Source organism: Oscillibacter sp. CAG:155 (genome assembly GCA_000436875.1).
GTDB lineage: Bacteria > Bacillota > Clostridia > Oscillospirales > Oscillospiraceae > Oscillibacter.
Window position 1 is genome coordinate 1 of record FR890871.1, and the last position, 26,016, is coordinate 26,016.

Annotated in this window: 32 protein-coding genes; 20 read left to right on the plus strand and 12 right to left on the minus strand. The window is 59.5% G+C overall.

Translation table 11 applies throughout. The features are described from left to right. Window positions 1–385 precede the first annotated feature (385 nt). Window positions 386–1,093, minus strand: a complete 708-nt coding sequence (locus QZL67_RS03210; protein ID WP_022289330.1) for a response regulator — start codon at window positions 1,091–1,093, stop codon at window positions 386–388. Continuing rightward, on the minus strand, window positions 1,080–2,114 hold the full coding sequence (locus tag QZL67_RS03215) for a DUF4118 domain-containing protein (protein ID WP_292919767.1): 1,035 nt from the start codon (window positions 2,112–2,114) through the stop codon (window positions 1,080–1,082). The genes QZL67_RS03210 and QZL67_RS03215 overlap by 14 nt, the downstream gene beginning before the upstream one ends. 269 nt (window positions 2,115–2,383) lie before the next feature. Here QZL67_RS03215 and QZL67_RS03220 point away from each other — a divergent pair, with 269 nt between their 5' ends. The 20 genes from QZL67_RS03220 (at window position 2,384) to QZL67_RS03315 (ending at window position 15,845) form a co-directional block, all read left to right on the plus strand. Further along, window positions 2,384–2,959, plus strand: a complete 576-nt coding sequence (locus QZL67_RS03220) for a hypothetical protein (RefSeq protein ID WP_022289332.1) — start codon at window positions 2,384–2,386, stop codon at window positions 2,957–2,959. A gap of 271 nt (window positions 2,960–3,230) precedes the next feature. Further along, window positions 3,231–3,698, plus strand: a complete 468-nt coding sequence (locus tag QZL67_RS03225) for a terminase small subunit (RefSeq protein ID WP_022289333.1) — start codon at window positions 3,231–3,233, stop codon at window positions 3,696–3,698. Continuing rightward, window positions 3,661–4,944, plus strand: a complete 1,284-nt coding sequence (locus tag QZL67_RS03230) for a PBSX family phage terminase large subunit (RefSeq protein WP_022289334.1) — start codon at window positions 3,661–3,663, stop codon at window positions 4,942–4,944. The genes QZL67_RS03225 and QZL67_RS03230 overlap by 38 nt, the downstream gene beginning before the upstream one ends. A gap of 35 nt (window positions 4,945–4,979) precedes the next feature. Continuing rightward, window positions 4,980–6,164 (plus strand): serine/threonine protein phosphatase, encoded by a 1,185-nt coding sequence (locus QZL67_RS03235; protein WP_292919769.1) that lies wholly within the window; start codon window positions 4,980–4,982, stop codon window positions 6,162–6,164. Further along, on the plus strand, window positions 6,161–7,033 hold the full coding sequence (locus QZL67_RS03240) for a hypothetical protein (RefSeq protein ID WP_022289336.1): 873 nt from the start codon (window positions 6,161–6,163) through the stop codon (window positions 7,031–7,033). Before QZL67_RS03235 ends, QZL67_RS03240 begins: the two co-directional genes overlap by 4 nt. A 30-nt stretch (window positions 7,034–7,063) precedes the next feature. Next, window positions 7,064–7,408 (plus strand): hypothetical protein, encoded by a 345-nt coding sequence (locus QZL67_RS03245; RefSeq protein WP_022289337.1) that lies wholly within the window; start codon window positions 7,064–7,066, stop codon window positions 7,406–7,408. A gap of 12 nt (window positions 7,409–7,420) precedes the next feature. Beyond that, on the plus strand, window positions 7,421–8,452 hold the full coding sequence (locus QZL67_RS03250) for a hypothetical protein (RefSeq protein WP_022289338.1): 1,032 nt from the start codon (window positions 7,421–7,423) through the stop codon (window positions 8,450–8,452). Beyond that, a complete protein-coding gene (locus tag QZL67_RS03255) occupies window positions 8,449–8,856 on the plus strand; it encodes a hypothetical protein (RefSeq protein WP_022289339.1) in 408 nt (135 codons plus the stop codon). The genes QZL67_RS03250 and QZL67_RS03255 overlap by 4 nt, the downstream gene beginning before the upstream one ends. Next, window positions 8,853–9,200, plus strand: a complete 348-nt coding sequence (locus QZL67_RS03260) for a hypothetical protein (RefSeq protein WP_022289340.1) — start codon at window positions 8,853–8,855, stop codon at window positions 9,198–9,200. The genes QZL67_RS03255 and QZL67_RS03260 overlap by 4 nt, the downstream gene beginning before the upstream one ends. Beyond that, entirely contained in the window at window positions 9,163–9,657 is a 495-nt protein-coding gene (locus QZL67_RS03265; protein ID WP_022289341.1) for a hypothetical protein, read from the plus strand. Before QZL67_RS03260 ends, QZL67_RS03265 begins: the two co-directional genes overlap by 38 nt. A 5-nt stretch (window positions 9,658–9,662) precedes the next feature. After that, on the plus strand, window positions 9,663–10,718 hold the full coding sequence (locus QZL67_RS03270; protein WP_292919773.1) for a phage tail sheath C-terminal domain-containing protein: 1,056 nt from the start codon (window positions 9,663–9,665) through the stop codon (window positions 10,716–10,718). A 19-nt stretch (window positions 10,719–10,737) separates the two neighbouring features. Beyond that, complete coding sequence (locus QZL67_RS03275; protein ID WP_022289343.1) at window positions 10,738–11,121, plus strand: hypothetical protein; 384 nt, start codon at window positions 10,738–10,740, stop codon at window positions 11,119–11,121. Continuing rightward, window positions 11,118–11,426 (plus strand): hypothetical protein, encoded by a 309-nt coding sequence (locus QZL67_RS03280; protein WP_022289344.1) that lies wholly within the window; start codon window positions 11,118–11,120, stop codon window positions 11,424–11,426. Before QZL67_RS03275 ends, QZL67_RS03280 begins: the two co-directional genes overlap by 4 nt. Before the next feature lie 5 nt (window positions 11,427–11,431). After that, window positions 11,432–11,908 carry a hypothetical protein gene (locus QZL67_RS03285; protein WP_022289345.1) on the plus strand — a complete coding sequence of 159 codons (477 nt, stop codon included), beginning with the start codon at window positions 11,432–11,434 and terminating at the stop codon, window positions 11,906–11,908. A gap of 3 nt (window positions 11,909–11,911) precedes the next feature. Continuing rightward, window positions 11,912–12,478, plus strand: coding sequence for a SafA/ExsA family spore coat assembly protein (gene safA, locus QZL67_RS03290; RefSeq protein WP_022289346.1), 567 nt, complete (start codon window positions 11,912–11,914; stop codon window positions 12,476–12,478). Next, entirely contained in the window at window positions 12,475–13,419 is a 945-nt protein-coding gene (locus QZL67_RS03295; protein ID WP_022289347.1) for a hypothetical protein, read from the plus strand. Before safA ends, QZL67_RS03295 begins: the two co-directional genes overlap by 4 nt. A 34-nt stretch (window positions 13,420–13,453) precedes the next feature. Beyond that, window positions 13,454–13,846, plus strand: a complete 393-nt coding sequence (locus QZL67_RS03300; protein WP_292919771.1) for a hypothetical protein — start codon at window positions 13,454–13,456, stop codon at window positions 13,844–13,846. A 1-nt stretch (window position 13,847) separates the two neighbouring features. Beyond that, entirely contained in the window at window positions 13,848–14,195 is a 348-nt protein-coding gene (locus tag QZL67_RS03305; protein WP_022289349.1) for a hypothetical protein, read from the plus strand. Window positions 14,196–14,216: 21 nt separating this feature from the next. Next, the gene (locus QZL67_RS03310) at window positions 14,217–15,266 is read left to right on the plus strand and encodes a baseplate J/gp47 family protein (RefSeq protein WP_292919775.1); all 1,050 of its coding nucleotides are present in this window, start codon (window positions 14,217–14,219) and stop codon (window positions 15,264–15,266) included. Next, on the plus strand, window positions 15,267–15,845 hold the full coding sequence (locus QZL67_RS03315) for a DUF2313 domain-containing protein (protein WP_022289351.1): 579 nt from the start codon (window positions 15,267–15,269) through the stop codon (window positions 15,843–15,845). 63 nt (window positions 15,846–15,908) lie between these two features. Here QZL67_RS03315 and QZL67_RS03320 read toward each other — a convergent pair whose 3' ends face one another. The 10 genes from QZL67_RS03320 to QZL67_RS03365 form a co-directional block, all read right to left on the minus strand. Continuing rightward, window positions 15,909–16,325 carry a NifB/NifX family molybdenum-iron cluster-binding protein gene (locus QZL67_RS03320; RefSeq protein WP_022289352.1) on the minus strand — a complete coding sequence of 139 codons (417 nt, stop codon included), beginning with the start codon at window positions 16,323–16,325 and terminating at the stop codon, window positions 15,909–15,911. Continuing rightward, entirely contained in the window at window positions 16,322–16,681 is a 360-nt protein-coding gene (locus QZL67_RS03325) for a DUF134 domain-containing protein (protein ID WP_022289353.1), read from the minus strand. The genes QZL67_RS03320 and QZL67_RS03325 overlap by 4 nt, the downstream gene beginning before the upstream one ends. 146 nt (window positions 16,682–16,827) lie before the next feature. Continuing rightward, window positions 16,828–18,555 carry a phospho-sugar mutase gene (locus tag QZL67_RS03330; RefSeq protein WP_022289354.1) on the minus strand — a complete coding sequence of 576 codons (1,728 nt, stop codon included), beginning with the start codon at window positions 18,553–18,555 and terminating at the stop codon, window positions 16,828–16,830. A gap of 59 nt (window positions 18,556–18,614) precedes the next feature. Beyond that, window positions 18,615–18,923, minus strand: coding sequence for a putative signal transducing protein (locus tag QZL67_RS03335; protein ID WP_022289355.1), 309 nt, complete (start codon window positions 18,921–18,923; stop codon window positions 18,615–18,617). Between the two features lie 27 nt (window positions 18,924–18,950). Next, window positions 18,951–19,433, minus strand: coding sequence for a 23S rRNA (pseudouridine(1915)-N(3))-methyltransferase RlmH (rlmH, locus tag QZL67_RS03340; RefSeq protein ID WP_022289356.1), 483 nt, complete (start codon window positions 19,431–19,433; stop codon window positions 18,951–18,953). Further along, the gene (locus QZL67_RS03345; RefSeq protein ID WP_022289357.1) at window positions 19,421–20,215 is read right to left on the minus strand and encodes an MBL fold metallo-hydrolase; all 795 of its coding nucleotides are present in this window, start codon (window positions 20,213–20,215) and stop codon (window positions 19,421–19,423) included. The genes rlmH and QZL67_RS03345 overlap by 13 nt, the downstream gene beginning before the upstream one ends. A 240-nt stretch (window positions 20,216–20,455) precedes the next feature. Continuing rightward, window positions 20,456–21,754, minus strand: coding sequence for a UDP-N-acetylglucosamine 1-carboxyvinyltransferase (locus QZL67_RS03350; protein ID WP_022289358.1), 1,299 nt, complete (start codon window positions 21,752–21,754; stop codon window positions 20,456–20,458). A gap of 232 nt (window positions 21,755–21,986) precedes the next feature. Then, window positions 21,987–22,796 carry a hypothetical protein gene (locus QZL67_RS03355; RefSeq protein ID WP_022289359.1) on the minus strand — a complete coding sequence of 270 codons (810 nt, stop codon included), beginning with the start codon at window positions 22,794–22,796 and terminating at the stop codon, window positions 21,987–21,989. A 36-nt stretch (window positions 22,797–22,832) separates the two neighbouring features. Beyond that, on the minus strand, window positions 22,833–24,110 hold the full coding sequence (locus QZL67_RS03360) for a hypothetical protein (protein ID WP_022289360.1): 1,278 nt from the start codon (window positions 24,108–24,110) through the stop codon (window positions 22,833–22,835). Between the two features lie 73 nt (window positions 24,111–24,183). Continuing rightward, complete coding sequence (locus tag QZL67_RS03365) at window positions 24,184–25,977, minus strand: ATP-binding protein (RefSeq protein WP_022289361.1); 1,794 nt, start codon at window positions 25,975–25,977, stop codon at window positions 24,184–24,186. Between the last annotated feature and the right edge of the window lie 39 nt (window positions 25,978–26,016).

Below are 26,016 nucleotides of genomic sequence, written 5' to 3' on the forward strand. Positions count from 1 at the left end.
CGTAGTCCACGCCGTCCTGCTTGGAGTAGGCGGGAGTCTCCCGGTCGTCGGGGCCAAAGACCTTTTCGCAGAACTTGCCGTACAGTGCGGCGCCTACGAACAAGATGACTAGGCCGATAACAAATGTTGTCATACACACACTCTCCTTTTCTGGTCCGAATAGGACCAAATCTAAATTATACGATAGCAGATTTTAAGGCGAAATGCTGTTAAAAGATAGGACACAAACGTTTAGAATATGCTATGATTTTAAGAAATCGCATAAAAATATTATCAACTAATCCTTTACTTTTGAAAAAAAGCAGGGTCCTGTCAATAGACGGGACCCTGCCTTTTCCAAAGCCGTAAGATTGCTCAGCAAATTGAGAGTACAGATATGTAGGGATCAGTCGCCTTCTGCCATGCGGTAACCGACACCGACTTCCGTAAACAGATATTCCGGCTCTGCAGGATTTTTTTCAATTTTGCGGCGGATATTGGCCATATTCACCCGGAGAATCTGATTGTCCCCGCTGGCACGGGGTCCCCAAAGCTCTTTAATCAGAAAATCATAAGTCAGAACTTTACCAGCGTATTTTCCCAGAAGGGCCACAATCCGAAATTCGCTGAGGGTCAAATGGACATTTTCTCCCCGGACCAAGACCTGATGTTTGTTATAGTCAATGGTCAGTTCGCCCACGGTATACGTCCCCGTTCGGGCAATTTCATCATTTCCAGAGGCAGTGCGGGTGTGCCGGATCGCAGTGCGGACCCGGGCCAGCAGTTCATCTGTGCCAAAGGGCTTGGTCAGATAGTCGTCTGCGCCCAAGTCCAGCGCATCCACCTTGTCCTGCTCGTGAGAGCGGGCGGAGACCACGACCACCGGCAGGCTGGACCAGCTGCGAATGCTGCGGAGGATCTCCATGCCGTCCATATCGGGAAGCCCCAGATCCAAAATCACAAGGTCCGGACAATGCGAGGAAATGATTGACAGCGCCTCTGCACCGGAACGGGCCTGGATCGCCTCATAACCATGGGAATTCAATACGGTGGAGATAAAATGCGAGATGCTTTTCTCATCTTCCACAACCAGAATTTTTTCACGGATGTTCATCAAATTCCTCCTCAGAAAGGGGCAGGCGGAAAGTAAATTCTACCCCCACATCAAGATTTTTCGCTTCCATTGTGCCGCCGTGAGCACCGACAATCGCCATGCAGACGGACAGGCCAAGGCCCATGTTCCGCTTGCCGTCTCCAGGGGCGGTATCACTGTGTTTGATGGTTCCATCAAAAAGCGTGGGCAATTCCCGGGCGGGAATATGCTGTCCGTCGTTCCAAACGGAAAAACAGGCAAATGCTCCCTCTTTTTGAACGGACACCCGGACCTGCGTCGTGGTCTCACCATGGATGGCAGCATTTTCCATCAGATTTGACAAAACCTGCTCAATTAAAATGGGGTCCATGGGGACAAGCAGCAGCGTGTCCGGCGCTTCTACCGTAACCTTGATCTGCTGGAACCGTTTGCGGAACTTGCGCACGGCTTCTCCCAGTACCTCTTCCGCGGCTTCCGGTTCTTTGGTGATCTGAGCAGTTTGAGTGTCGCTGATACGAGTGATGGAGAGCAGGTTCTCCACGACACGGATCAGCCACTGGGCCTCGTCATGGGCATCTTCCAGCAGCTCTCGCTGTTCGTCCTGGGTAAGCCCCGGGTTTTCCAGAATGGTGGAGGTGGCCCCCATGATTGAGGTCAGGGGTGTGCGGATGTCATGGGAGACGGAGCGAAGCAGATTGGCCCGCATTTTCTCCTTTTCATTTTCCACCCGCAGCTGCTCCTGCTGTTTGGCCTGTGTTGTCAGAGTGCTGGTGATGACGGAGACCATGAGAAGGGTCAGGAAAGTCAGCGGGTAACCGGTGATCTTAAAATTAAAGGCCCAATAGGGATATGTAAAAATAAAGTTCACACCGATGACACCCAACACGGAAGCAATCAGGCCGAAGAGGTACCCATCGGTGAACCGGGAAATCAAAAGCACTGCCAAGACAAAGATGGGGGAAGCAAAACCATCCCGGCTGTCCGCCATGCTGAGGAGCATGCACAAAACCACGGCACAGGCAAGGATTCCGGCAGAAATCAAAAAGTTCTTCCAGGAGAAGGTAAACAGCCGCGAAGGGCGATTGGGAGAAGCTGACAAGAAAAGGCCCCCTTTAAAGCGATCAAAAAGCCAAGGATACATTCTCTTTTAGTATACCAGATTGCGTGTAAATTTTCCGTTAAGAGTTCGCCGAAAAACGGGCGTCCTTTTATGCCCTTTTGACAAATATGCCGCCAGCCTTCACAGCAACTGAAGCACATGGCCGGTTATAATGGACCCATAAAGCCACAGAGGGGAAAGGAGCATGATCCATGGATCGAAAGCTGAGGGGGTATCTGAACAAGGGAGAGTATATCCGCTGGCAGGGGAACCCCGCCCGTTTTGAACTCTTGGAGGGGGTTTATCATACCCGTATCCTTGGGCAGTGGATCTTGGCCGTGCTGTTTGGCAGCGGTACACTGGTGGCGTATCTGTCGATGGACGGAGAGAAAAACCCGGGGGTGATTGGATTGGTGCTGCTGGTGGCTGTGGTACTGATTCTATCCCCGCTGATGGAGCGGAGAAACATCCGGGCCCAGCACTATTGGATCACCGATCAAAGGCTGATTCTGATGTGCAGGGACAAGTCCCTTTACTACATGCCGCTGCAGGAGGTGGATGCCTGCCGGATCATCCGGGATCAAACCGAGTGGCCCTGCCTTGCGGTGGGCGGTGCAGTATTGGAAGATGCTGAGAAGCAGCTGCGGTGGCGGGCGTGCCATCCCAAGGTGGAAATGGAGGCCAAAAGCACCGGCGAGTGCGCCGCGGGAATGATTTTTTACGGAATCAAAAATGCGGATGCGGCATGGAAACTGCTCCAGCCTTATCTGAAAAGACAGGCCGCCTGACATAAAACTTACACAGTGGCGCGCCGTAAAAAAATCAGCCGAAAAACTTCACATGGTTTTCTGCAAAAACAGCTGCTTTGCGCAGCTGTTTTTGCAGTTTTTTTATGCCAATTTACGCGGATTTCGGCGCGGTTCGGCACAATAGCGCTGATTCGAAAGGCGGAGGCCGGCAGATGGCATTTCCCAAAATTTTTATGGTCGGTTGCACGAAAACGTGCAACTTTTCTGCTGCGGCCTCCAGGGGTGTAGACAAGGATAAGGAGGTGAAGCCGTGGAAAAGCAGACGGATGGACAGCGGCAGAGGTTCTGCCGGACCTATCTGAAAACCATGGACGCTGAACAGGCGGCAGCCGCGGCGGGCTATCAGGATGGATATGGACGCTTGCGGACAGAGCCAATCCGGCAGTGTCTGCGGCGCATGCGGGAGGCCGCCGCCGGAGAGCTGCGGCAGGAGGATGTGCTGCGGCAGCTGGCGCACCTGGCCTTTGGCAGGGCAGACGACGTTCTGCGACTGGCGCTTCGGCAGGGAGAGACTGAACTCTCCGGCTTGGATCTGACGGCGGTGGCGGAGTTCAAGGCTACGGAGAAGGGAGGACTGGAGATCAAGCTGGTAGACCGGCTGCGGGCACTGGAACTGCTCTTCAGTCTGCTGGAGAGCAGGAGCACCAATGCGGCACAGTCGCTTTATCAGGCCCTGGCCAATGCGGGTACGGAAAAGGAGGCGTGGGGAGACGACTGAAATCACGCAATTTTCCCCCAAGCAAAAGCAGGTGCTCTCCTGGTGGTGTCGTCCGGAAAACTGGGAGGCGATCATCTGTGACGGTGCTGTCCGAAGCGGAAAGACCTTTTCCATGGGACTTTCCTTCTTCCTCTGGGCCATGGCGGTATTTGACAAAAAACAGTTCGGCTTGTGCGGCAAGACCATTGCCTCTTTGCGCCGTAATCTGCTGACGGAACTGCTGCCCTATTTGCAGGGACTTGGGTTCCTCTGTCGGGAAAAACGTTCGGAAAACCTTCTGACAGTCCGTTTCCAGGGAAGGGAGAACCGTTTTTTACTCTTTGGCGGAAGGGACGAGTCCAGTGCGGCACTGATCCAGGGAAGCACTCTGGCAGGGGTACTGCTGGACGAGACGGCGCTGATGCCCCGGAGCTTCGTGGAACAGGCCTGTGCCCGGTGCAGCGTGCCCGGAAGCCGTCTGTGGTTCAACTGCAACCCGGAGGGGCCGTCTCACTGGTTTTATCAGGAGTGGATTCTGAAGGCACAGCAGCGGCGGGCGCTGTATCTCCACTTTACCATGGAGGATAACCCTGCTCTGACACCGAGAATCCGGGCGAGATACCGCAGTGCCTATTCCGGCACGTTTTACCGCCGGTTTGTATTGGGGGAGTGGACGGCGGCCCAGGGCCGGGTCTACGACTTTTATGATCCGGAACGGGACCCCGAGGCGGTACCTGAGGGAACTTTTTCCGCCTGGCGTGTATCGGCGGACTACGGGACAGCAAACCCGGCTTCGTTTGGACTGTGGGGGCGCCAGAACGGCGTTTGGTACCGGACGGAGGAATATTACTACGATTCCCGTCAAGCAGGGCAGCAGAAGACCGATGCGGAGTACGTAGAGGATCTCAGAACACTGCTGGCGGGCCGGAGGCCGGAACGGGTGATCGTGGACCCGTCCGCGGCCAGCTTTATCCAGGCTCTGCGGCGGGCGGGATTTCCCGTGACCCCGGCAGACAATGATGTGGCGGACGGAATCCGGGTAACGGCGGATCTGCTCAAGCGGCGCAGAATCGTTCTGTGCAAGAGCTGCCGGGACTGTCTCCGGGAAATGGCTGTTTACTGCTGGGACACCCGCAAGGACCGGGATGCGCCCAGGAAAGAGCAGGATCACGCTATGGACGATCTGCGGTATTTTGCCATGGATCTGGCCGGTGAGGACCGGGGAGGTTTCGCGGCGGCCTGGGTGGAACGAAAATCAGCGGGATGACCCGCAGGCAAAAACGGAGAGGAGGATAAGGGCCAGTGAACTGGTTCAAACGGAAAAAGGAGCCGCTCATGTCGGGGAAGGTGCAGCTGCGCAGCGGAGAGCGCCACCCCTTTGGTATGCTGGCGGACTATGTGCCGCTGCAAAACGGGGAATTGCAGCTCTACCGGGCGGTGCGGGAGGCAGTGCCGGTGGTGGATGCTGCCATTTACAAGCTGATCCGTATGACCGGAGGGGTGAGTGCCACCTGTCAGAACCCGACGGCGCAGCGGCAGCTGCAGGCATTTCTGCGGACCGTACCCACCGGCCGGGGGCAGCAGGGGATCAACGCCTTTTTGGACTGCTATCTGGATTCTTTGCTGGTCTGCGGCCGGGCCATCGGTGAGATCGTCCCGGCCAGAGGCGGGCGGGACATCGCGGCGCTGCTGTGCGGCCGGGCGGACTGCATCGACATCCGGGAGGGGACGCAGCCTCTGGAATTCTGCATCTGCGGGCCGGACGAGGCGGGACGGATGGAGCCGCTGCCGTTTCAGAATCTGCTGCTCTTTACGCCGTTTCACCCTGAGGCGGAACACCCTTACGGCGTGTCGCTGATGCGGTCGCTGCCGTTTCTCACTGACATTTTAATGAAGATCTATCACACCATCGGCGTCAACTGGGAGCGGTGCGGCAACGTGCGCTTTGCGGTGACTTGCCGGGACGGCGGCAACGGCCAGGCGGCAGAGCGGAGCCGGATGCTGGCATCGGAATGGTCCCAGGCCATGCAGGAGACCAAACAAGGCAGCGTACGGGACTTCGTGGCGGGGGGAGACCTGGATATCCGGGTCATCGGCGGCGATGCGCCGATTCTGGACAGCGAGGTACCGGTACGGCAGATTTTGGAACAGGTGGTGGCCAAGACGGGCATCCCGCCCTTTATGCTGGGACTGAACTGGTCCTCTACGGAGCGGATGAGTGCCCAGCAGGCGGATCTTCTGACCACCGAGATCACTGCCATCCGGAGGGCGCTGACGCCCACGGTGGAACGGATCTGCCGGCTATGGCTGCGGATGCACGGCTTTACCTGCGGCTACGAGGTGGTGTGGGACGACATCAACTTGCAGGACGAGGTGGAAGAGGCCAAGGCGCAGCTGTATCTGGAGCAGGCCCGGAAACTGCGGATTGAAAACGACGCGGCGGAGCATCTGCGGCCCGTAGGCGGAAACATTGAAGAGGGGGCATGAATTTGGAAAGCGAGAAGAAGCAGGGAACCGGTGCGGAAGAACTGGTATGTATCAACCGGTTTGCCAAGTCACCGCTGACGGCGGAGGAGGTCTACACGTTTGCGGTGCGGCTTTGCGACAACGAGGTGGACCGGGATTTTGAACGGTTTGACCGGGCGGCTCTGGAAAAGCTGGGCGAGCTGTTTCTGGGAAAGAGCGGCCTTTTCGACCACCAGTGGTCTGCCGAGGGGCAGACCGCCCGAATTTACCGGACGGAAGTGGTAAGCGAGCCGGCCCGCCGGACAACGGCGGGAGACGAATACTGCTGGCTCAAGGGTTGGGCCTATCTGCTGCGGACCGAGAAAAACCGGGATCTGATCGCGGAGATCGAGGGTGGCATCAAAAAGGAGGTCAGCGTGGGCTGCAGCGTGGCCCGGCGGGTGTGCTCCGTGTGCGGCGCGGCCGAGGGAATGTGCAGCCATGTGAAGGGACAGACCTATGGGGAACAGCTGTGCTTTCTGGAATTGCGGGACCCCACGGATGCGTACGAATGGTCTTTCGTGGCGGTGCCGGCCCAGCGCAGTGCCGGCGTGGTGAAGCGATTCGGCCCGGAGGATGGACAGATGCAGCTCCTGCGCAAGCAGGCGGAACTGGGCAGGAAATACCTCTGCCAGCTGCGGCGGGAGGTGGTACGCCTTGCGATGCTGGCGGACGATGGACTGGACGGGCAGGTATTTGCCGGTGTGGCGGAGAAACTGGAGGAACCGGAGCTGTTGGAACTGCGCAAGACCTATGAAGCGCGGGTAAACAGCCGCTTTCCGGCGGCCCCGCAGCTGCGGCAGCAGCCCCGGATGCCGGAGGCGCACGATGAGTCGATGTTCCTGGTCTGACGGCCTGGACAAATAAAAAGGAGGACAACAATGAAACTTTCTTACGAGGGAATCGGTCAGTGGGCGGCAACCTTTGCCGCAAATAATGTGGTGGAGGGAGAGCTGGTGAAGGTCAGTGCCAACGGCACCGTGGCGGCCTGCGCCAAGGGAGACCCCTTCTGCGGTATGGTACTCTCCGTCAGCCGGGGCGGCGACGCCTGCGCCGTGGCTTTGGGTGGCCTGGTGACGGCCGGATATACCGATGCGGTGCCGACCTTGGGCTGGGAGACCCTGTCTGCCGACGGCACCGGCGGCGTTCAGGTGGATGAGGGCGGCCGGAGCCATCTGGTGGTGGACGTGGACACCGATGCCGAAACCGTTACGTTTGCACTGTAAGGAGGAAAACACATGGCTTATCACTACGAAAATCTGAAACTGGAAAAGGGCATGTACGGCCGCAGCGGCCGCAGCTTTTCCCAGACGCTGGAGGAGCTGGACCCCAGTGAGCACTACCGCGGCACTCCGCTGGAGGGCCTGGACGCCTTCCAGCGCCAGCTCAAACGCTTTGACATCCGGGTGAAGGGGGCCGGGTCCGACATGGTGGAAAAATTCTTCCACACCACGGACTCTGCCGTGCTGTTCCCGGAATTCGTCTCCCGGGTGGTGCGCCAGGGACTGGAGGAGGAGAGCATCCTGCCCGACATCACCGCCACGGTGACCAGCTTTGACGGCATGGACTACCGCTCCATCGCCTCTGTTCCTACCGAGGAGGAAAAGGCACTGCGCCGTGTGGAGGAGGGCGCTGCCATCCCCGAGACCACTATTCGCACCCAGGAGAACCTGGTGCGTCTCCACAAGCGGGGCCGGATGCTGGTGGCCTCCTACGAGGCCATCCGATTCCAGAGACTGGACCTGTTCTCCGTGACACTGCGCCAGATCGGCGCCTACATCGGCCGGATGCATCTCCAGGACGCCGTGGACGTCATCACCAACGGCGACGGCAACGACAATGCGGCAGAGGTCTTTACCGTGGGGACGCCTCCCATCTCCGGGAGCGCCAAGACCCTGGACTACGGTGCACTGCTGGACTTCTGGAGCCAGTTTGATCCCTACACCATGAACACCATGCTGGTGAGCAGCGACGTGATGCTCTCCCTGCTCAAGCTCAGCGAGTTCCAGAATCCTTTAACGGGCCTGAACTTCCAGGGAACGGGTACTCTGACCACTCCCCTGGGGGCGAAACTGCTGCGCAGCAGCGCTGTGCCCCAGGGGACCCTCATTGGTCTGGACCGGCACTACGCACTGGAGCAGATCTGCGGCAGCGAGGTGACGGTGGAGTACGACAAGCTCATCGACCGCCAGCTGGAGCGGGCGGCCATCACCTCCATCTCCGGCTTTGCCAAACTCTTCCCCGAGGCGTCCAAGGTGCTGAAAGTATGAATACGCAGGAGAGAACCAGCCCGGCCGGAGAGCAACAGTTTGCGGCCATGGTTGTCACGGCGAAGGCAGTGACCGGCGCCGGGGATGAGGACCGCCCTTTGCTGGAGTCCCTTTGCCAGGCGGAACTGACCATCTGGAGCCGGAGACTGCGGCCCAATGTCACAGTGGAGGACTGCGGAGAGACCTTTTACTGTGCAGCTGCAGTTTCCGCTGCCGCGGATTACCTGACGCTCCAAAGCGGCGATGCCGGCGCGGCATCCTTTACAGCGGGGGAGGTGTCGGTCCGGGAACGGGATGCTGGTGAGGTGGCAAAGGTGGCCCAGAGCCTGCGGGAGACCGCGGAGTATCTGATGTCGCCTTTTATCGACCCACAGCAATTTCAGTTCCGGAGCGTTCGGGGATGAAAACATTATTTGAACAGGTCCTGGCCAGATACGGCCAGGACCTGACGATGGAACCGGGCGGCCAGGCCCTCCGGGCATTTTTCCAGCCGCTGGCGGAAAAGAGTGAGCAGGTGCCGGACGAGGTGATCGGCATCGGCTGGCTGGACGGACGGCTGTGGCTGTACCTGGGAGAGACGCCTGTGGAAACGGGAGAGATCCTGTGCTGGCAGGACCGGCGCTTCCGGGTCAGGAGCGGACGCTCCTACTGCCTGGGAGCGCAGGCGGTGGTTTACTGGGCGGTTTTGGAGGAGGCGAAGGAGACAGCAGATGAAGGAGTTGACGCAGATCTCGCAGGTGGTCATTGACGCATTGAAGCAGGCGGGCATACCGGCTATGGCCGCGTATCCCGCGGAGCGGGCCAGACAGTATGACAGTGCGGTGGCCGCAGTGAGTGTGGGAACCGCAGAGGGCAGGGCTGTGGGGTTTTGTAATTATCTGGGCCAGGCCTGGGACGAGGAGGCCGGGACGGTGCAGGAACTTTATGGCAAACAGCTGGAGGCGGTCATTTCTGTGGAAATCCGCGCACCTGGGGCCGCTTTGTGTGAGGAGGGCTGCGCAGCGGCAACGGAGGTATTGCTGGGTGGCCTGCCCGCCGGAATCCGCTCCGGAGAGCTGAGCTGGGAGGCGATTTCCTGGGAGAAGTCCACCGGCATGTTTTTGCGGCGGGGCGGCCTTCGGTGCCAGGCGGTCTTTACGGCGAAGAGCCATGAGGACGGAACCGCCTTCTTGGACTTTACATTGAAGGGAGTTGTGCGTACTTGAGCGTAGTGGAACACGAGAGGCCGGGGGTCTATTCGACCTATGACGCTTCGGCGGTGGTATCCGCCGGAAAGGCGGCCAAGATCATCGGTGTGGCAGCCAAGGCCGCCAAGGGGACAGAGAAGGAGCCCGTGATTGTAACCGGCTACACCGCCGGCGTGGAGGTTTTCGGCGAGGATTCCGAAACGCCGGGCATGTCCACCATTCTGCGGCTGCTGTTTACTAACGGAGCCGCCACGGTTGTGGCCGTGCGGGTGGCGGCGAGCGGGCAGCTGGCGGATTACCAGGCGGCCTTTGCAGCGCTGGCAGATCAGGATGTGCAGATTCTGGTGTGTGACAGCGCGGAGGTAACGGTGCAGCAGGCGTTGCGGACGGCAGTGGAGGAGGCCTCCGCCAGCCGCCGGGAGCGGATCGCCGTGGTAGGCGGTGACGGGGAAAGTGCCGAGGAGCTTGTGGAGCGGGCATCGCAGCTCAACAGCGAGCGGATGGTCCTGGTGGGCCCCGACGCATTGGACAGTGCCGGTAAGACGCTGCCCGGCGTCTTTATGGCGGCGGCGGTGGCCGGTGTCATTGCCTCCGGTCATGATCCGGCGGTGCCGCTCAACGGTGCGGAGGTGAAAGGCCTGGGGGGTGTGGCCCAAACATACAGCGACAACGAGGTGGACCTGCTGGTGCGAGGCGGTGTCACGCCCATGGAGAGCGTGGCAGGTGTGCTGTCCCCCATCCGGGGCATCACCACCCGGACCACCACTGGAGAGGCGGCGGACAGCACTTGGCGGGAGCTGACCACGATCCTGATCGTGGACGATCTGATCCCCACCGTGCGCAACGCCCTGCGCAGCAAATTCACCCGCACCAAGAACACAGCCCAGACCCGCAGTGCCATCCGCTCCCAGGTGATCGTGGAGCTGGAGAAGAAGAAAAAGGCGGAGATCATTGACGGGTACGGCGACGTGACGGTGACGGCTTCGGAGGAAGACCCCACGGTCTGCCTGGTGGGGTTCAGCTTTGCCGTGGCACATGGCCTCAACCAGATCTATCTGACGGTGCATATCACGGTGTAAGAAGGGAGCGAGAACAAGAATGAACGGATTCCCGACCAGCTCGGACATCTATCTTGAGCTGGATGGAAAGAAGGTGGCGGTGGTACAAAGCTACACCGCCAAGGCCACCAAGTCCAGCCAGAGCGTGGAGGCGTTCGGCGAAAATGAGCCGGTGGCGACCATTGAGGGGCAGAAGCAGTACACGCTGGAACTGACGCGCCTGTATGCCACGGACGAGGCGGTGTCCGACGGCATCAATTTCTATGACTTGCAGGATTTTTCCCTGGTTATCTGCAAGCCGGACCGAAAGATCATTTACAGCGGCTGTGAGTGGAGCGCGATCCACGAGGAAGGGCAGCTCAATGCCATGGTGGCGGAAAAAATCACTGTGGTGGCCTCCAAACGGCTGGAGACCACGGCATGAGCCCCCAGATCGACGAGCTGCGTTCGCCTACGGCAGCCCGGCTGCTGACAATCTGGCGGGCCTGCCGGGAGGAGGCGGAAGATCCGCTGGAGCGGGTGATGCTGTGTAATGCCAGTATTCTGGCGGAATGCTGCTTCTTCCAGGGGCAGATGGTGTTTGCAGACAGGACGGCTGTGCTGAAAACATTAACGGGGCAGCAGATGGAACAGTTGCTGCGGCAGCTGGCAGGAGAGCCGGCAAAGACAGCGGCAGCAGTCAATCCGGAATTTGATGAGGCGCGGTTTTACCGGCTGAGAGGGGAGTGAGCACGGTGGACTACATGGGGGAAGAACTGCTGCGCCAGCAGGCCGCACTTTGGGCACTGGTGAGCGGTGCGGACGTGTCTGCCGGGGGCTCCCGGGCGGAACCGGATGAACACATGCATGAAGAGACAATCTGGACAAGCGAAAACGAAACCATTCGGCGGGCAATCTCCGCGTCCCGCCTCTCATCCCGTTTGCGGATGGGAGGCGGGATGCCCGGGGAACGTCCGGTGACGGACCTGTGGGAGGACGGCGAAAACGGCCGGGAGACCGCAGAAACCTTCCAGGGAGAGCCGTTGTCCATCCAGCAGCGGTTCCGGGAGGAGGCAGGCTCGTCTTCGGACCGTCTGCCGGTGCACACCGTGACAGAGGTGACCTGGGCGGGCAGCGGAGAGGAATGGGACCCCAAAAGGATCTCCCGCGTATTCCAGCGGGATGCCCGCCGCTATGACGGTGCGTTTTCCACAGATGGAAAGGGGGAATGACCAATGCTCCTCACACCGATGCGGTACAAGAATTATACCTGGCCCCACAACCCGGAGACCTACTCCGTGGAATACCGGCGGCAGGTAGTCGTTCACAAGGTGCCCTTTGGACAATATGTGCTTCAGGACGTGGGAGAGACCCGCCGGATTTTCCAAGGAGAGGGGACTTTTGCGGGAGCGGACGCCTATGAGCAGTTCCAGGCGCTGTCGGAGGTCTTTTTGCAGAAGGGGCCGGGGCTGCTGGTCCATCCTGTCTGGCGGACCACCAGCGCCTATTTTATTTCGCTGAAACTGGAGGAGAAGCCGCTGCCGGACTATGTGCACTACAGTTTTGCCTTCTGGGAGGACTGCGGGGCGTACAGTACCGGACTGGCAACGGTGGCTGCCCCGGCACAGATCGGCACTGCCGCCGCTGCACCGGAGACGGTGACCTATATCGTCAAAAAGGGAGATACCCTGTGGGGAATTGCCAAACGGTATGGTGTGGCGCTGACGAAGCTGATCGCGGCCAATCCGCAGATCAAAAATCCGAATCTGATCTATCCGGGAAATGAGGTGCGGATTCCGTGACGGGACAAATCATCACCAGTGACCATAAAACTTATACACTGCCGGCACTGCTGCGATGGGAGATCGTTTACACCGGGTCTGTGCCATGTGACAGCTATACGGTGACTTTTCTCTATGACGCCGCCATGGCGGAACCACTCCACCTTGCGGCGGGGTTTGCCGCTGTGGAAGGCGGGGATGTGATGCTGCGGGGCATTGTGGATGAATATACGGTGGAACTGACGGCGGAGGGACTGACTGCAACTGTAGCCGGACGTGGGTATGCCGCCCGGCTGCTGGACAATGAATCCCGCCCTTTGACGTATCAGGGGGCGACACTTGCGGAGATTGTGCGCAACCATGCAACGCCTTACGGCATCGAGTGTACGCAAATGGCGGCAGTGACGGCCAATTCCATTTACACGGTGGCGGCTGGCAGCAGCCAGTGGAAGGCGCTGGCGGATTTCTGTGAGACCTACGGCGGATTCACGCCCCGCTTCCAGCGGGACGGAAAACTGCTGGCAGTGCCGGAGACAGACGGCGGCCGCCGTCTGGTAATCGGCGCGGAGACTCCGGTATTATCCTGCATTCTGCGGGAGGACCACTACGGTGTGCTGACGGAGGTGCTGGTCATCGACAAGACCCGAAACACCACCTACACCGTGCGAAACCAGGATATGATCGACCGGGGAGGCCAGTGCCGTCGGGTCCTGTATACGCCCGGGCAGAGCACCTGGGCTGCCATGCGCTACACGGGAGCGTATCAGATCGAAAAATCCCGAAAGGGAGAGCGGACGGTGACGATCCAGCTGCCGGGGAATTTCCTGGCCTTTCCCGGGGAGCGGGTGCTGGTACAGCTGGAGCGGATGGGGATTTCCGGGGAGTTCCGGGTGACGGAGGCAGACAATCTCTTTTCCGTAAACAGCGGCAGTACAGTGACGGTGACATTGGAGGGAGTATAGAAAAATGTGGCTTTCAAGGCAAATGAAAACGGCAATGCCCACTGCGGATGCAGATCTGGGGGTGACCACGATTGGTGGAGAACAGGCCGGCGTGGTGACCCGGGGAGAGGTGCGGGCACTGCCGGTTTACGGCCCCGGAGGATATGCCTGGCTGCCGGAGAACGGCATGGCGGTGCTGGTGATCAAAGGCGGGCCCGGCGGTGAAGAACAGTGCGTGGCGGCGGAACGGGGCGTGGCGGCGCCCCGCCAGTCTGCTCCGGAGGAAATGAAGCCCGGCGAGGTGTATCTCTACGGTCCCGGCGGCAATGCCGTATACCTGCGGCAGAATGGGACAGTGGAGCTGCGTGGGCGGATTGACATTCAAGGCAGTCTGAGTGTCAACGGAGAGCCGTACAAGCCCTGCACCTGCGGTACGGAGGGAGTATGAGATGGCGTTGAAGCTCCTGAGCGGAGACTATGTGGCCAATGGCTGCGGCGGCCTGGAACGTGTGGAGGGAAGTCAGGCGCTGCTCCAGCGGGTGTTGTTCCGGCTGACAGCACACCGGGGGCAGTTCCCATTTCTGGAAACACTGGGGAGCCGTTTGTGGCAGCTGGGACAGGTCCCCAGCGGACAGCGGCAGACGGCCGCGGAACAGTATGTGGCCGAGGCGCTGGCCGAGGAGGAGGTAACGGTGGAACATGTGGAGATCACGGACAACGGGACCGGCGGGGCGGAATTGACCGTGGAGCTCGTCTGGAAGGGAGAGCAGCTGTCCGTGACGGTAGAGATTATGTAAGAGGTGGCAACCGTGAGAAGCATGGAAGAAATCTATCAGGCGCTGCTGACATCTTTTTCAGAGCGCAGCGGCTTTGTGCCGGCGGAGGACTGTGATCTGGCAGTGAGGCTGTATGCCGCTGCTGCACAGATCCAGGCGTTGGAATTTCAGACAGACTGGGTCCTGGATCAGAGCTTCCCTCAGACAGCCCAGGGAGTGTATCTGGAGCGGCATGCTGTCATGCGGGGACTGAGCCGGACGGAGGCGACCCGGGCGGTCGGAACGCTGCGCTTTTCCACGCAGACGGCCCCTGCGGCGGATCTGACCATCCCGGCAGGGAGCGTATGCATGACAGAATCGGAGGTCCGCTTTCAGACAACCGAGACGGCGGTACTTTCCGAGGGTGTGCTGTCTGTGGATGTGCCGGCGGAGGCGGTGGAGGCCGGTGCCAGCGGTAATGCGGCCCCCGGTGCCATCCGCATCCTGACGGCCTGTCCGGTGGGAGTCACGGCCTGCACGAACCCAGCGGCCTTTACCGGCGGAAGTGACGCCGAGTCGGACGAGAGCCTGCGGGCGCGGATACTGGAGAGTTATCAGCGGCTGCCCAACGGCGCCAATGCTGCTTATTATCAGCAGGTGGCCATGAGTCACGCTGGAGTGGCGGCGGCACAGGTGGTGGGCCGGGCCCGCGGGATCGGAACGGTGGATGTGTACATTGCAACCGAAGCGGGCCTGCCGGAGGAAGAGCTCATCGAGGAGGTCCGGGCGGATCTGCAGGAAAAGCGGGAAATCGCAGTGGATGTGAGCGTATGTTCCCCAACCCCTAAAACGGTGAATGTGTCCGCCGCGGTACAGGCTTCGGAGAATGCGGATTTCCAAGAAGTCAAGGAGAATGTGGAGACGGTCCTGAGCAGTTTTTTCAGCGGGAGGCTCCTGGGCCGACCCATTCATCTGGCGGAACTGGGGAACCGTATTTATGAGGTGGATGGTGTGGGAAACTATCGAATTTCCGACCCGGCAGAGGATATTGCGGGGGACAGTAAGGTGCTTCCTGTGCTGGGAACGCTGACTGTGACGGAAATGGAGGCATAAATGGAGGGGTATGCGGTTTATCTGAAAACCTTATTGGAGCCGCTGGGCATCTACGACCTTACGGAAAACTCCATCAGCGGAGGAGAACTCTGCGCACTTGGCGGGGAGCTGGATGCGGTGAACGGCCAATTGGAGAGGGCAGAGCGGGAGGCGCTGACCGCCACGGCAGAGGAGGAGGGGCTTTCCCGGCGAGAGGCGCTTTTTGCCCGGCGAAGCGCGGCAGAGACCGTGGAACAGCGGCGGGCAGCCATTGCGGCGCTATTGCAGATTGGCGCAGACAGCCTCACACCTGAGGCCATTGACCGGACACTCAGCGGCTGTGGAATCCGGGCGAAGGCCGTAGAGATGGGGAAGGGGCATCTGCGGGTAATCTTTCCTCAGGTGGCCGGAGTACCCGCAGAATTCCAGCAGATTGAATCCATCATTCTGGATATTCTGCCCTGTCATCTGGAAGTGGAATTCTACTTCCGCTATTTGACCTGGGCAGAGTGTGAAGCGGCCGGGATGACCTGGGCGTCGGTGGAAGCGGCCGGACATACCTGGGAGAGCTTTGAGCTGGCTGTTCCGCCGGAGGCATAATACAAAAGGACCTCTGCTGATTTTCCGGCAGAGGTCCTTTTTACAGTTTTGCTGTGGGGAAGTTCAGCGGCCGCAGGTATGGTCGTGACTGCCGCAGCCGTGCTCACCGCAGCCATGGTCTCCGCAGGTATGTCCGCTCTCATGGTCATGATGGTCACAGGTGGCATTGTCTGCATAGGCAAGGGTGCCGGCCAGAAGTTCAGCCACCCGCTGATCAGCGTCACCCGTGCAGCCGGCGTAGAGCTGAATGCCGGCCTCCGCCAGAGCCATCTGGGCACCGGGACCGATGCCGCCGCAGATCAGACTGTCCACCTTCTGGGCAGCCAGGAAACCGGCCAGTGCGCCATGGCCGCTGCCATTGGTATCCACTACCTGGGTGGAGATCACCTTGCCGTCCTGCACCTCATAGAGCTTGAACTGTTCCGTATGGCCAAAGTGCTGGAAAACAGATCCATTTTCATAGGTCACTGCAATTTTCATGTTGACGCGTCCTTTCTTTTACTGGCGTGGCATCCGCCGCATCCTCCGCAGCCCTGCCCCTCCCGCCGGGGACAGAGAGTATAGCTGCCGCCCCCAATGGTCAGCGGCCGGCCTTCCACCAGAAAGATGGAGAGCTTCCGGCGGGCCTGGGCATAGATCCGCTGCACAGTGGTGCGGGCAACTCCCATCTGGGCGGCGGCGGATTCCTGGTTGAAGCCCAGATAATCCATCAGCCGCACCGTCTCATACTCTTCCACCGTCAGAACCACAGCCTCTTTTTGACCGGGCTGTTCCGGGGAAAAGCGGCAATGAGACGGCATCTGGCAGACCCGGCGGCATTTTGCATTTCGCGGCACGGATGTCCCTCCTTGTTTTTGACATATGTTTATTATATACGATTTAGAACATATGTCAAGAATTAAATGGGCGGACGGCGATAGAAAATGAGGACCGGCCAAAAGGACGGTCCTCATGGAATGTTATATGCAGAATGGAAGGGAAATTACTTTTTCAGCTCGGCAACCCACTGACTGTATTTTTCCAGGTTGGCAGCGCAGGCAGCGGCATCGCTGCCCCGAGTGAGGATGTAAACCTTGATCTTGGGTTCAGTGCCGGAAGGACGGACCAGAACGCTGGTGCCATCGGCAAGCTCGAAGCGCAGCACATTGGAACCGGAGAGTTCCATGGTGCTGGTTCCACCAGTGGCGCAGTCCACCACGGAACCGTTGCTGTAGTCCTTGCGGGTGACGACCTTCACGCCGCTGATCTCCGCGGGGGGATTCTCCCGCAGGCGCTTCATCAGCTCGGCCATATCCTTCAGACCGTCCAGGCCGGGCATCACCAGATTGTGGGTCTTTTCCGCATAGTAGCCATACTTCTCATACAGCTTTTCCAGTGCGTCAAAGAGCGTCATGCCCTGCGCGGCGTACCAGGCGGCCATTTCGGTGAGCATCATGGAGGCGGTGACGGCATCCTTATCCCGGACATAGTCGCCCAGCATATAGCCGTAGGATTCCTCGTAGGAGAAGATCACCTTGCCCTGGCCGCTCTCCTCCAGAGCGTTCTTTTTCTCCGCCATGAACTTAAAACCGGTAAAGGTATCATAGCAGGCCACGCCGTTGGCCTCAGCAACCTTGCGGGCCATCTCCGTGGTAACGATGGTCTTGAGTGCCACCGGCTTTTCAGGCAGCTTGCCGGAGCGCTTCATAGCGCCGATCAGGTAGTCCAGCAGCAGCACACCAGTCTGATTGCCGGTAACGGGGCGGTATTCCCCGCTGTGGTCCCGAATCATGATGCCCACACGATCACTGTCCGGATCGGTGCCGAGGATAAAGTCCACATCGTTTTCCCGAGCCAGATCAATGGCCAGATAGAAGCCCTCGGGGTTTTCCGGGTTGGGGGAGACCACTGTGGGGAAGTTGCCGTCAATCACCATCTGTTTGGGCTCACAGATCAAATGCTTGATGCCCAGAGCCCGCAGAGCCTCCGGCACCAACTTGTAGCCGCAGCCGTGGAAGGGGGTGTACACCAGCTTGAAGGTGTCCGCCACCTTGGCCACGGTTTCCTTGTCATTGATCATGGAGGTGACATTGGCCATGAAGCGGCGGTCCGTCTCATCGCCCAGTATTTCGATCAGCCCGGCTTTCACCGCCTCGTCATAGTCCATGGACTTTACGCCAGTGAACACGTCGATCTGCTCCAGACGCTGGGCGATGGCATCGGCGTGATGGGGCGGCAGCTGGGCGCCATCCTCCCAGTAGACCTTATAGCCGTTGTATTCCTTGGGGTTATGGCTGGCAGTGACGTTGATGCCTGCCTGGCAGTGATACTCCCGCACGGCAAAGCTCAGCTCGGGCGTGGGGCGCAGGGACTCAAAGATGCGGACGTGGATGCCGTTGGCGGCGCAGACCTCCGCGGCGGCCCGGGCAAATTCCATGGAGTGGTTCCGGCAGTCCATGCAGATGGCCACGCCCCGGCGCTTGCCCTCTTCCCCCTCGGCGGAGATGACATCCGCAAAGCCCTGGGTGGCCCAGCGGATCACATGGATATTCATGTTGTGCAGTCCCACGGCCATGGTGCCCCGCAGACCAGCGGTACCAAATTCCAGAGGGCCATAGAAGCGGGATTCAATTTCCTTGGGGTCGTTGCGGATGGATTCCAGCTCCGCGTGCTCTTCCGGGGACAGAGCGGGGCTTGCCAGCCACTTTTCGTATTCTTTCATGAAGTCCATATGCGATTCCTCCTATGTTAATATCATTGGATCGTAAAACGCTTGGAAATTGTGGGCGGTTATTCCTGATCCGGCGGTTCGGCGGGGGATTCCAGCAGGGCCTGCGCCTCTTCCAGCCGGTTCGCAGGGACCCAGATCTCTACTCCCTGGGAGGCAAAACCGCCCAGCACTTTCCCCAGACTGCCGCTTTTGAAAGCGGGGATGCCGCAGCCCTCCAGCAGGGAGAGCGTGATGTCTGCCATACTGTCCAGTTCCCACTGGATGGCCAGCTTGGCTGCCGGCTGAGGCTGCCCGTCCGGTGTTTTGGGCCAACGCTCCAGCAGATGGCGGTCCTCTATTGCCCAGAAGTCAGGGGTCTGCTTGTCCATTGTACACGCCTCCTTGCTCGAAAATGGTCACTTGTGATATTTTGTGCCGGCGTTGATCTGATAGGCCCGGTAAATCTGTTCCAGAAGCATCACCCGGGCCAGGTGATGGGGGAAGGTCATGGGGGACATGGACAGGCGAAAATCCGCCTGTGCCTTGATGGCGGGAGACAGTCCCACGCTGCCGCCGATGAGAAAGGTCAGGTTGGAGACGCCGGAGAGTGCGAACTGCCGCATTTTTTCCGCCAGCTGGGGCGAGGAGAGTTCCTCACCCTCAATGCACATGGCAATCAGAGCACCGCCCTTGGGGAGCTTGGCCTCAATCAGGGCAGCTTCCGCCGCCAGAGCCTGGGAGATCTCCGCAGGAGAAGGGGAGTCCGACAGCCGGGATTCCGGAAGTTCCAGAATCTCCAGTTTGCAGAACCGGCTCAGCCGTTTGGCGTATTCCGCCGTAGCCTGGGCGTAGAACTTCTCCTTGAGCTTTCCCACGCAGATCACACTTACTTTCTGCATACAGCCCTCCTGCACACGGAGTGTGCAGCGCTCATGGTGTCCCGTGGTGCCACGGACAATGCCGGGCAAAGCCCTGCGGCGGACAGAGCCGTCTCCACGGCCTGGTGGGCCATAGCGGGGGTGTTGTTCTCACGGCTCAAGTGGGCCAGCAGAATCTCGCTGGCACCATGCTCCGCCAGTAAGACCGCAAAGCGGGCAGCATCTTCATTGCTCAGATGTCCCTCAGCACCGAGAATGCGCTGTTTGAGATAATAAGGATAGGGGCCGCTGCACAGCGTCTCCACATCGTGGTTGGCCTCCAGAACTGCCAGGTCCACACCCGGCAGCACTGCTGCCGCTTCCTCCGTCACATAGCCGGTGTCCGTCAGAATCCCCACGCTTCCGCCGGTTCCGTCCAGACGGAAACCGCAGGAGCCGGGGGCGTCATGAGAAGTGGGGAATGGGGTGACCAGCACATTCCCCAGAGACACCGGCGCGGTCAAGGTCATGCCACGCTGCTCCAGCCCGGGCAGCCGGAGACGAAGCGCTTCCAGCGTCCGGGCAGAGGCACAGACGGGGCAGTCCGTTCGTTTGAGCAGAGTCTGCAGTCCAGAGATGTGGTCGGCGTGGGTGTGGGTGATGAGGATGGCGGTCAGATCCGCCGGGGTCAGGCCCAGCCCCTCCAGAGATTTGGTGATGCGGCGGCAGGAGATGCCAGCATCCACCAGCAGATGGGTGGTACCGCAGGAAAACAGCAGCGCATTTCCAGAGGAACCGCTGGCCAGAGTATGTAGGGTGGTCAAAGAAAAAACCTCACTCAAACAGGATCGAATCAAAAAAGCGGACGTCCGCCCGGGAAATGCCGACCAACGTCGCCATCCCCCAAGCGGACGCCAAACGGTTAAACAGATGTATCCGGGAAACCGGAGATCCGCCGTCGGATTTGGGCTGGCCGGGCCGTTTTGCCAAGTGCTGCACCTGGCAAAACAACACGACTGAAATCCTGCCACAAAAGGGAATTCCCGGCGGCGGAGAGAGGATGCTCAGCCGATATGAGCTTCCAGCTCCTCGTTTTCTCCAGGCTCTTCCACCACACGGATGTTAGCGCCCAGTGCCCGCAGCTTGCCGACGATGTCTTCGTAGCCCCGCTCGATATACTGCACGCAGCTGATCTCGCTTTCGCCCTTAGCGGCCAATGCGGCAATGACCAGCGCGGCACCGGCCCGTAGGTCGCAGGCCTGGATGGGAGCACCGGTCAGGTGATCCACACCCTCCACCACGGCGGTCTTGTCGTCCACCTGAATGCTGGCGCCCATGCGCTTGAGCTCATCAACATAGCGGTACCGGTTGTTCCAGACGCTCTCCGTCACCAGAGACGTGCCCTGTGCAAGACAGAGAACGGCGGTGATCTGAGGCTGCATATCCGTGGGGAAACCGGGATAGGGCAGCGTTTTCACATTGGTCTTCTGCAGGGGAGCGTTGCGACGCACCAGCAGCGTGTCCTCGTGCTCCTCCACTTCCACCCCCATTTCTACCAGCTTGGCAGTGATGCAGTCCATGTGCTTGGGAATGATATTCTTTACCAGGATCTGGCCGCCGGTGGCAGCCACGGCGGCCATATAGGTCCCTGCTTCGATCTGATCGGGAATGATGGCGTAGCTGCCGCCCCGCAGACGGTCCACGCCCTGGATCTTGATGGTATCGGTGCCCGCACCCCGGATATTGGCACCCATGGAGTTGAGGAAGTTGGCAAGATCCACAATATGGGGTTCCTTGGCGGCGTTTTCAATGACGGTGTTGCCCTCCGCCATGACAGCGGCCATCATGATGTTCATGGTGGCACCCACGGACACCACATCCAGGTAAATATTGGCGCCCTTGAGACGGCCATTCTCCGTGGAGGCGTGGATGAAGCCGCCCTCCACCACGACCTTGGCACCCAGGGTAGTAAAGCCCTTGACGTGCTGGTCGATGGGGCGGACGCCGAAATTGCAGCCGCCGGGCATGGCGACTTCCGCCTGGCCGAAGCGGCCCAGCAGCGCACCAATCAGATAATAGGAGGCACGGATCTTCCGGGCCAGCTCATAGGAGGTGCGGGTAGAGCGGATATGGGTACAGTCAATCTCCACCGTGTGGCGGTTGATGGCGCGGATGTTGGCACCCAGCTGTTCCAGAATCTTCAGGCACAGCGTGACATCGGAGATCTGTGGAACGTTTTCAATGCGGCAGACGCCGTCCACCATCAGCGCAGCAGGAATAATGGCAACGGCGGCATTTTTCGCGCCGCTGATATTTACTTCACCAAACAGGGGAGATCCGCCCTGTATTACATACTTTGTCAAATCGTTTACCCTCTCTTAAAACGAATCTTCTTTCACGGCAGCAATTCGCCCGGTTCTGTAAGGACAGTTTGCCCGCCCGATGCAGGTTCATACCCGGGGAAAGAGCACTGTGGACAAAAAATTTAAAAATTCTCACACACCGCAACTATACCATACGCCGCCATGAAATGCAAACCTTTCCTGACTGTGTTTCCATAAAAACAAAAAAGTTGTGAAAAATGATAGGAGGAGTTCAGCTGTGGGAGACAGCCCCGGTGATGCAGTTTACATAATAGTTCAAGCCGGAGATGTCCGTTGCAATGCACCAAGCCGGGACCAGTGTCATTGCGGAGGACGCGGTGCTCTGAAGCTCAAAACACAAATAGACGTCGGTGATTTTTGAGACTGCGGTCTGGCTTTTCTGGTGAACGTTCAAAAAAGCGTCCAGCGCGGCAGCGGCGGACAGAGGCGATTCCTCCGGCGCACTTTCCGAGTAGGCATCTGGCAGATGGGTGCCGGTGACTGTCAGGAGACCGTCGGCATCTATGGTGAAGGAGACAGTGCAGTTGACCACCGGGTAGCCGTCGCAGTATTGGACTGCTGTGGCGGAGGTCCCGTCCGAGGAAAAGGTCAGGTCCTCATAGCCAAATTCCTTGCAGAAAGCCCGACAGGCCTCCCGGGCGCTGGAGCCTTCGGACAGAGAGCCGGCGGCGTCAAAGCTGCCGTTGTCCAGAAATTGGACGCCGCCCCGGTCACTGCCATAGAGGTAGATACCGCCGCCCTGATCGGATCGGCGCAGGTTGTCCCCCAGCAAGAAGGCTGCCAGGTCTTCTTCCTGCTGTGTGTCCCGGATTAGGGTACGGCTCGGGGGCGGAGTCTGGGAGGAGATGAGATTCTCATCCAGTTCCACGTTTTCTGAGGAAAAAAGGGTGACCAGCTGCTGGCGCACCTGCTTAAGGCCGTCCTGACGGTCCACCTGCCGGCTTGCCACCACGGCAGCAAGGGCAAGGTTTGCCAACAGCAGGATCAGGATGATGATGTTTTTCAGACGGGAGCTTTGCAAAGGAAACGCTCCTTTCTTACCGGCAAGGAGAGAGGATCAGTCCAGCAGCCAAGAGGCTTCGGCTGTGTCGCCGCCGTGGTCGGAATAGCCGATGGTCAGCTCTCCGCCGGGCGTCTGTGCGGCGATGGCCAGGGACTGCTGCAGCGGCAGCAGGGAGGCGATTTCGCCGGTGTGTGAATACTGCCGGACCCGCAGGGTGAGAGACGTAACGTCAGAACCGGAGAGCGTAACAGTGGCTGCGTCCGCATTGTTGGTGAAGCGGACGGGAACGCCCTCTACCTGGTAGCCAAACCGCAGGACGGTGGAGCTGCCGCTGCTCTGGATGCTGACGAGATATAGGGAAGCATCACTGGTGAAATTGGTGAAAATGGAATTGAGCAGGGACTGTACCGCCAGGACACGCTGGTTTATAGTGGCATCTTCCCTGGTGCTGATCTGCAGAGACGGTGTACTTCCGCCGTCATACAAAACAGTGCCGTCACCGCGGATGCGGAGGGAGCAGTCCCCCCGGATGATGACCTCCGTACCGCCGGCCTCGGTGTAGCGGGACTTGGTATTGGGGTTGAAGCCCAGCACGGAGAGCAGCCAGTCCGTGTCCGAAAGAGGGGTCTTTGCAGAGAGCGCGGACAGACTTGGCAGCGGAGTAAGGAACAGGGAGCAGGGGGCGAGGGAGGCGTACAAAGGGTCCGTCCCGGCGGATTCAAAGGCAAAAAATGCGCTGCCCAGTTCATAGCTGCTCACGGTGTCGGCCAGCCGGGAGGCGGAGACTGCCACAGAGCAGCTGGAATAGGAGGAGCCGTCTGAAAGGTACAGGCGCACGCCGTCCTCTCCGCGGTCCGCCAGAACCAGCTGACGGGCGAGGACGGTTTCTGTGTCGGATTCCTCGCCCACCAGGCCGGCCAGAAAAGACAGAGGCAGGGGATTGAGAAAATCATAGTAAATGGAAACACCGGAGACCGCGTCCAGAAATTCCTCCCCAGAGCAGGGGGCAAACGTCTGGGCGGACCCCAGCGCACCCCGCAGCAGAGAACGGAGGGACTCTGTAAATGCCTTGTCGGTGGTGGTCATCTGGATGCTGCCGTAATGGCCGTAGTCCCCCGTGACGGCAATGCGAACCGGAGCCGACAGATCGGCAAGACTGGTGGGGACCGGCTGTATTGCCGTACTGCTGGTGGACAGAGAACGGAAATAGTCATCGTCCAAGTCCAGTGTATACAGCTGAGTCTGCACAAACAGCGCCACGGCGGAAAGGGTCAGCACCACAATGGCGATATTTTGCAGGAAGTCCCGGCGTTTTCGGCGGGCGGTGTCCATGAGCGACTCCTTTCTGCGCGGCCGGGTGGAGGCGGGGAGCCGGCCGCAAGACCTGGTTCGGGCGATACCGGGATTACTGGGCGTCCGGTCCGGCGATGGGGAGGGTCAGGCGGATAGTAGTGCCGGGACCCTGGTGCGGTACCAGGCGAATGGTGCCGCGATGTCGCAATACGATCTCCCGGGCGATGGAAAGCCCCAGCCCGGTGCCGCCGGATTCCCGGGAACGGGCCTTGTCTACCCGGTAAAACCGGTCGAAGATCCGGTCCCGGTCTTTTTCAGGAATGCCGATACCGTCGTCACAGACTTCCATCCATACCTGGTTCTGCGTGGAACCGGCGGTGATGCGGATGTGCCCGCCGTCCGGTGTGTATTTGATGGCATTGCCCAGAACATTCATCATAACCTGCTCCAGCCGGCTGCGGTCGCCTACGATCAGCGGCAGGTCCTCCAGAGAGCCGCAGGTGAGCTGGTGGCCATGGCGTTTGGCCTCCAGAGCATTGGCACGGCAGACGCTTTGAATGGCGTCGGCGAAGGAAAAACGGGAGAGGGTCAGCTCTGCATTGCCGGCATCCAGCCGGGAGAGGGTCAGAAGATCCTGGACGATATGGGTCATCCGATCGGTTTCCGTGATGATGATGTCCAGAAAGTTGTTGGCGGTCTCCTGCGGGATAGCGCCTTCAGCATCCCGCAGGGTTTCAGCGTAGCTGCGGACATTGGTGAGCGGGGTACGAAGTTCGTGGGACACGTTGGCAACGAATTCCTTGCGCCGCTCCTCATTGCGGTGCTGCTCCGTCACATCGTGGAGCACGATCAGGACACCGCCGCTGGCCTGATCGGAGAAGGGCGCCAGATACAGTTCCAGAATGCGGTCGTCCACCAGTTTTTCCCCTTCAGCGTAATTGGGCCTCTGGAGGGCCAGCATCTGAGAGAAGGGATAGAGGTCCCCGAAGAGATCGTCATAGGTGCAGCTCTCGTCCACGGGACGGTGGAGCATGGATTTGGCCGCGGGGTTGCAGTGGATAAGATGGCCATTGTGGTCAAAAGCCACCACGCCGTCAGTCATGTGGAGGAACAGGGTGTCCAGTTTGTTGCGCTCGTTTTCCATTGCTTCCAGTGTGCTTTGCAGGACGCCGGCCATCTCGTTGAAGGTGCCGGTGAGAATGCCGATCTCATCGGTGGATTCCACAGGAAGTTCACTGTCAAAATCACCGGCGGCAACCTTTTCCGCGCCGGCAGTCAGCCGTTCGATGGGGTCCACCATGGCCTTGGACAGCAGAAAGCTCAGCAGTGCGGAGATCAAAAGACCGATGACCAGCGCCTGCAGGATGATCATGACCAGCTGGCTGTTCAGGCCGGAGACGGTCTCTTTGTTGTCCAGGATGTAGATGATATACGCGTTTTCACCGCTGAAAATGGGAATGGCTGCGTCCATATAATCAGAGGTGATGTCGCTTTTGTCTCCCACCATGGTGTCATCCTGCAGCGCCACAGCGTTTCGGGCGGTCAGCAGGTTGGCGGACTGCTCCCGGGGGAGTTCGGAGTTGCTGGCGGAGCCGCTGAGAAACGTACCTGTCTGCCCGTCCAGAACAAAGTAGTTGCGGGTGTTGTAATCAATGCCCAGGTTGCCGGCATTGGTGGAGAGAATATCGCTGATGAGCTCCACGGCGTTGTCCTCTTCGGCGGCATTGCGCAGATCCGTTACGACGCTGCTGTTGTCTGCACCGAACACATCGCTCATCTGCTGATAAAAGGTATCGATGTAGAATTTGGAGACGCTGGTGGTCAAAAATGCGCCTACCACGGTCATCAGCGAGGTGATGAGCAGCAGCAGGATCAGCATCAGCTTCATGTGCAGGCTCCGGAACACTGGCGGCGCCTCCTTTCCTACGGCGGTACGGGGGCAAAT

Excerpts from the sequence above, each read along its gene's own strand:
- QZL67_RS03260 (WP_022289340.1), top strand. The coding sequence starts at position 8,853 with ATGAAAACATTATTTGAACAGGTCCTGGCCAGATACGGCCAGGACCTG.
- QZL67_RS03265 (WP_022289341.1), top strand. The coding sequence starts at position 9,163 with ATGAAGGAGTTGACGCAGATCTCGCAGGTGGTCATTGACGCATTGAAG.
- QZL67_RS03320 (WP_022289352.1), bottom strand. The coding sequence starts at position 16,325 with ATGAAAATTGCAGTGACCTATGAAAATGGATCTGTTTTCCAGCACTTT.
- QZL67_RS03360 (WP_022289360.1), bottom strand. The coding sequence starts at position 24,110 with ATGGACACCGCCCGCCGAAAACGCCGGGACTTCCTGCAAAATATCGCC.
- QZL67_RS03230 (WP_022289334.1), top strand. The coding sequence starts at position 3,661 with ATGCGGGTACGGAAAAGGAGGCGTGGGGAGACGACTGAAATCACGCAA.
- QZL67_RS03245 (WP_022289337.1), top strand. The coding sequence starts at position 7,064 with ATGAAACTTTCTTACGAGGGAATCGGTCAGTGGGCGGCAACCTTTGCC.
- safA (WP_022289346.1), top strand. The coding sequence starts at position 11,912 with ATGCTCCTCACACCGATGCGGTACAAGAATTATACCTGGCCCCACAAC.
- QZL67_RS03305 (WP_022289349.1), top strand. The coding sequence starts at position 13,848 with ATGGCGTTGAAGCTCCTGAGCGGAGACTATGTGGCCAATGGCTGCGGC.
- QZL67_RS03220 (WP_022289332.1), top strand. The coding sequence starts at position 2,384 with ATGGATCGAAAGCTGAGGGGGTATCTGAACAAGGGAGAGTATATCCGC.
- QZL67_RS03250 (WP_022289338.1), top strand. The coding sequence starts at position 7,421 with ATGGCTTATCACTACGAAAATCTGAAACTGGAAAAGGGCATGTACGGC.
- QZL67_RS03210 (WP_022289330.1), bottom strand. The coding sequence starts at position 1,093 with ATGAACATCCGTGAAAAAATTCTGGTTGTGGAAGATGAGAAAAGCATC.
- QZL67_RS03300 (WP_292919771.1), top strand. The coding sequence starts at position 13,454 with ATGCCCACTGCGGATGCAGATCTGGGGGTGACCACGATTGGTGGAGAA.
- QZL67_RS03335 (WP_022289355.1), bottom strand. The coding sequence starts at position 18,923 with ATGGACAAGCAGACCCCTGACTTCTGGGCAATAGAGGACCGCCATCTG.
- QZL67_RS03255 (WP_022289339.1), top strand. The coding sequence starts at position 8,449 with ATGAATACGCAGGAGAGAACCAGCCCGGCCGGAGAGCAACAGTTTGCG.
- QZL67_RS03280 (WP_022289344.1), top strand. The coding sequence starts at position 11,118 with ATGAGCCCCCAGATCGACGAGCTGCGTTCGCCTACGGCAGCCCGGCTG.
- QZL67_RS03330 (WP_022289354.1), bottom strand. The coding sequence starts at position 18,555 with ATGGACTTCATGAAAGAATACGAAAAGTGGCTGGCAAGCCCCGCTCTG.
- QZL67_RS03240 (WP_022289336.1), top strand. The coding sequence starts at position 6,161 with ATGAATTTGGAAAGCGAGAAGAAGCAGGGAACCGGTGCGGAAGAACTG.
- QZL67_RS03310 (WP_292919775.1), top strand. The coding sequence starts at position 14,217 with ATGGAAGAAATCTATCAGGCGCTGCTGACATCTTTTTCAGAGCGCAGC.
- rlmH (WP_022289356.1), bottom strand. The coding sequence starts at position 19,433 with ATGCAGAAAGTAAGTGTGATCTGCGTGGGAAAGCTCAAGGAGAAGTTC.
- QZL67_RS03315 (WP_022289351.1), top strand. The coding sequence starts at position 15,267 with ATGGAGGGGTATGCGGTTTATCTGAAAACCTTATTGGAGCCGCTGGGC.
- QZL67_RS03275 (WP_022289343.1), top strand. The coding sequence starts at position 10,738 with ATGAACGGATTCCCGACCAGCTCGGACATCTATCTTGAGCTGGATGGA.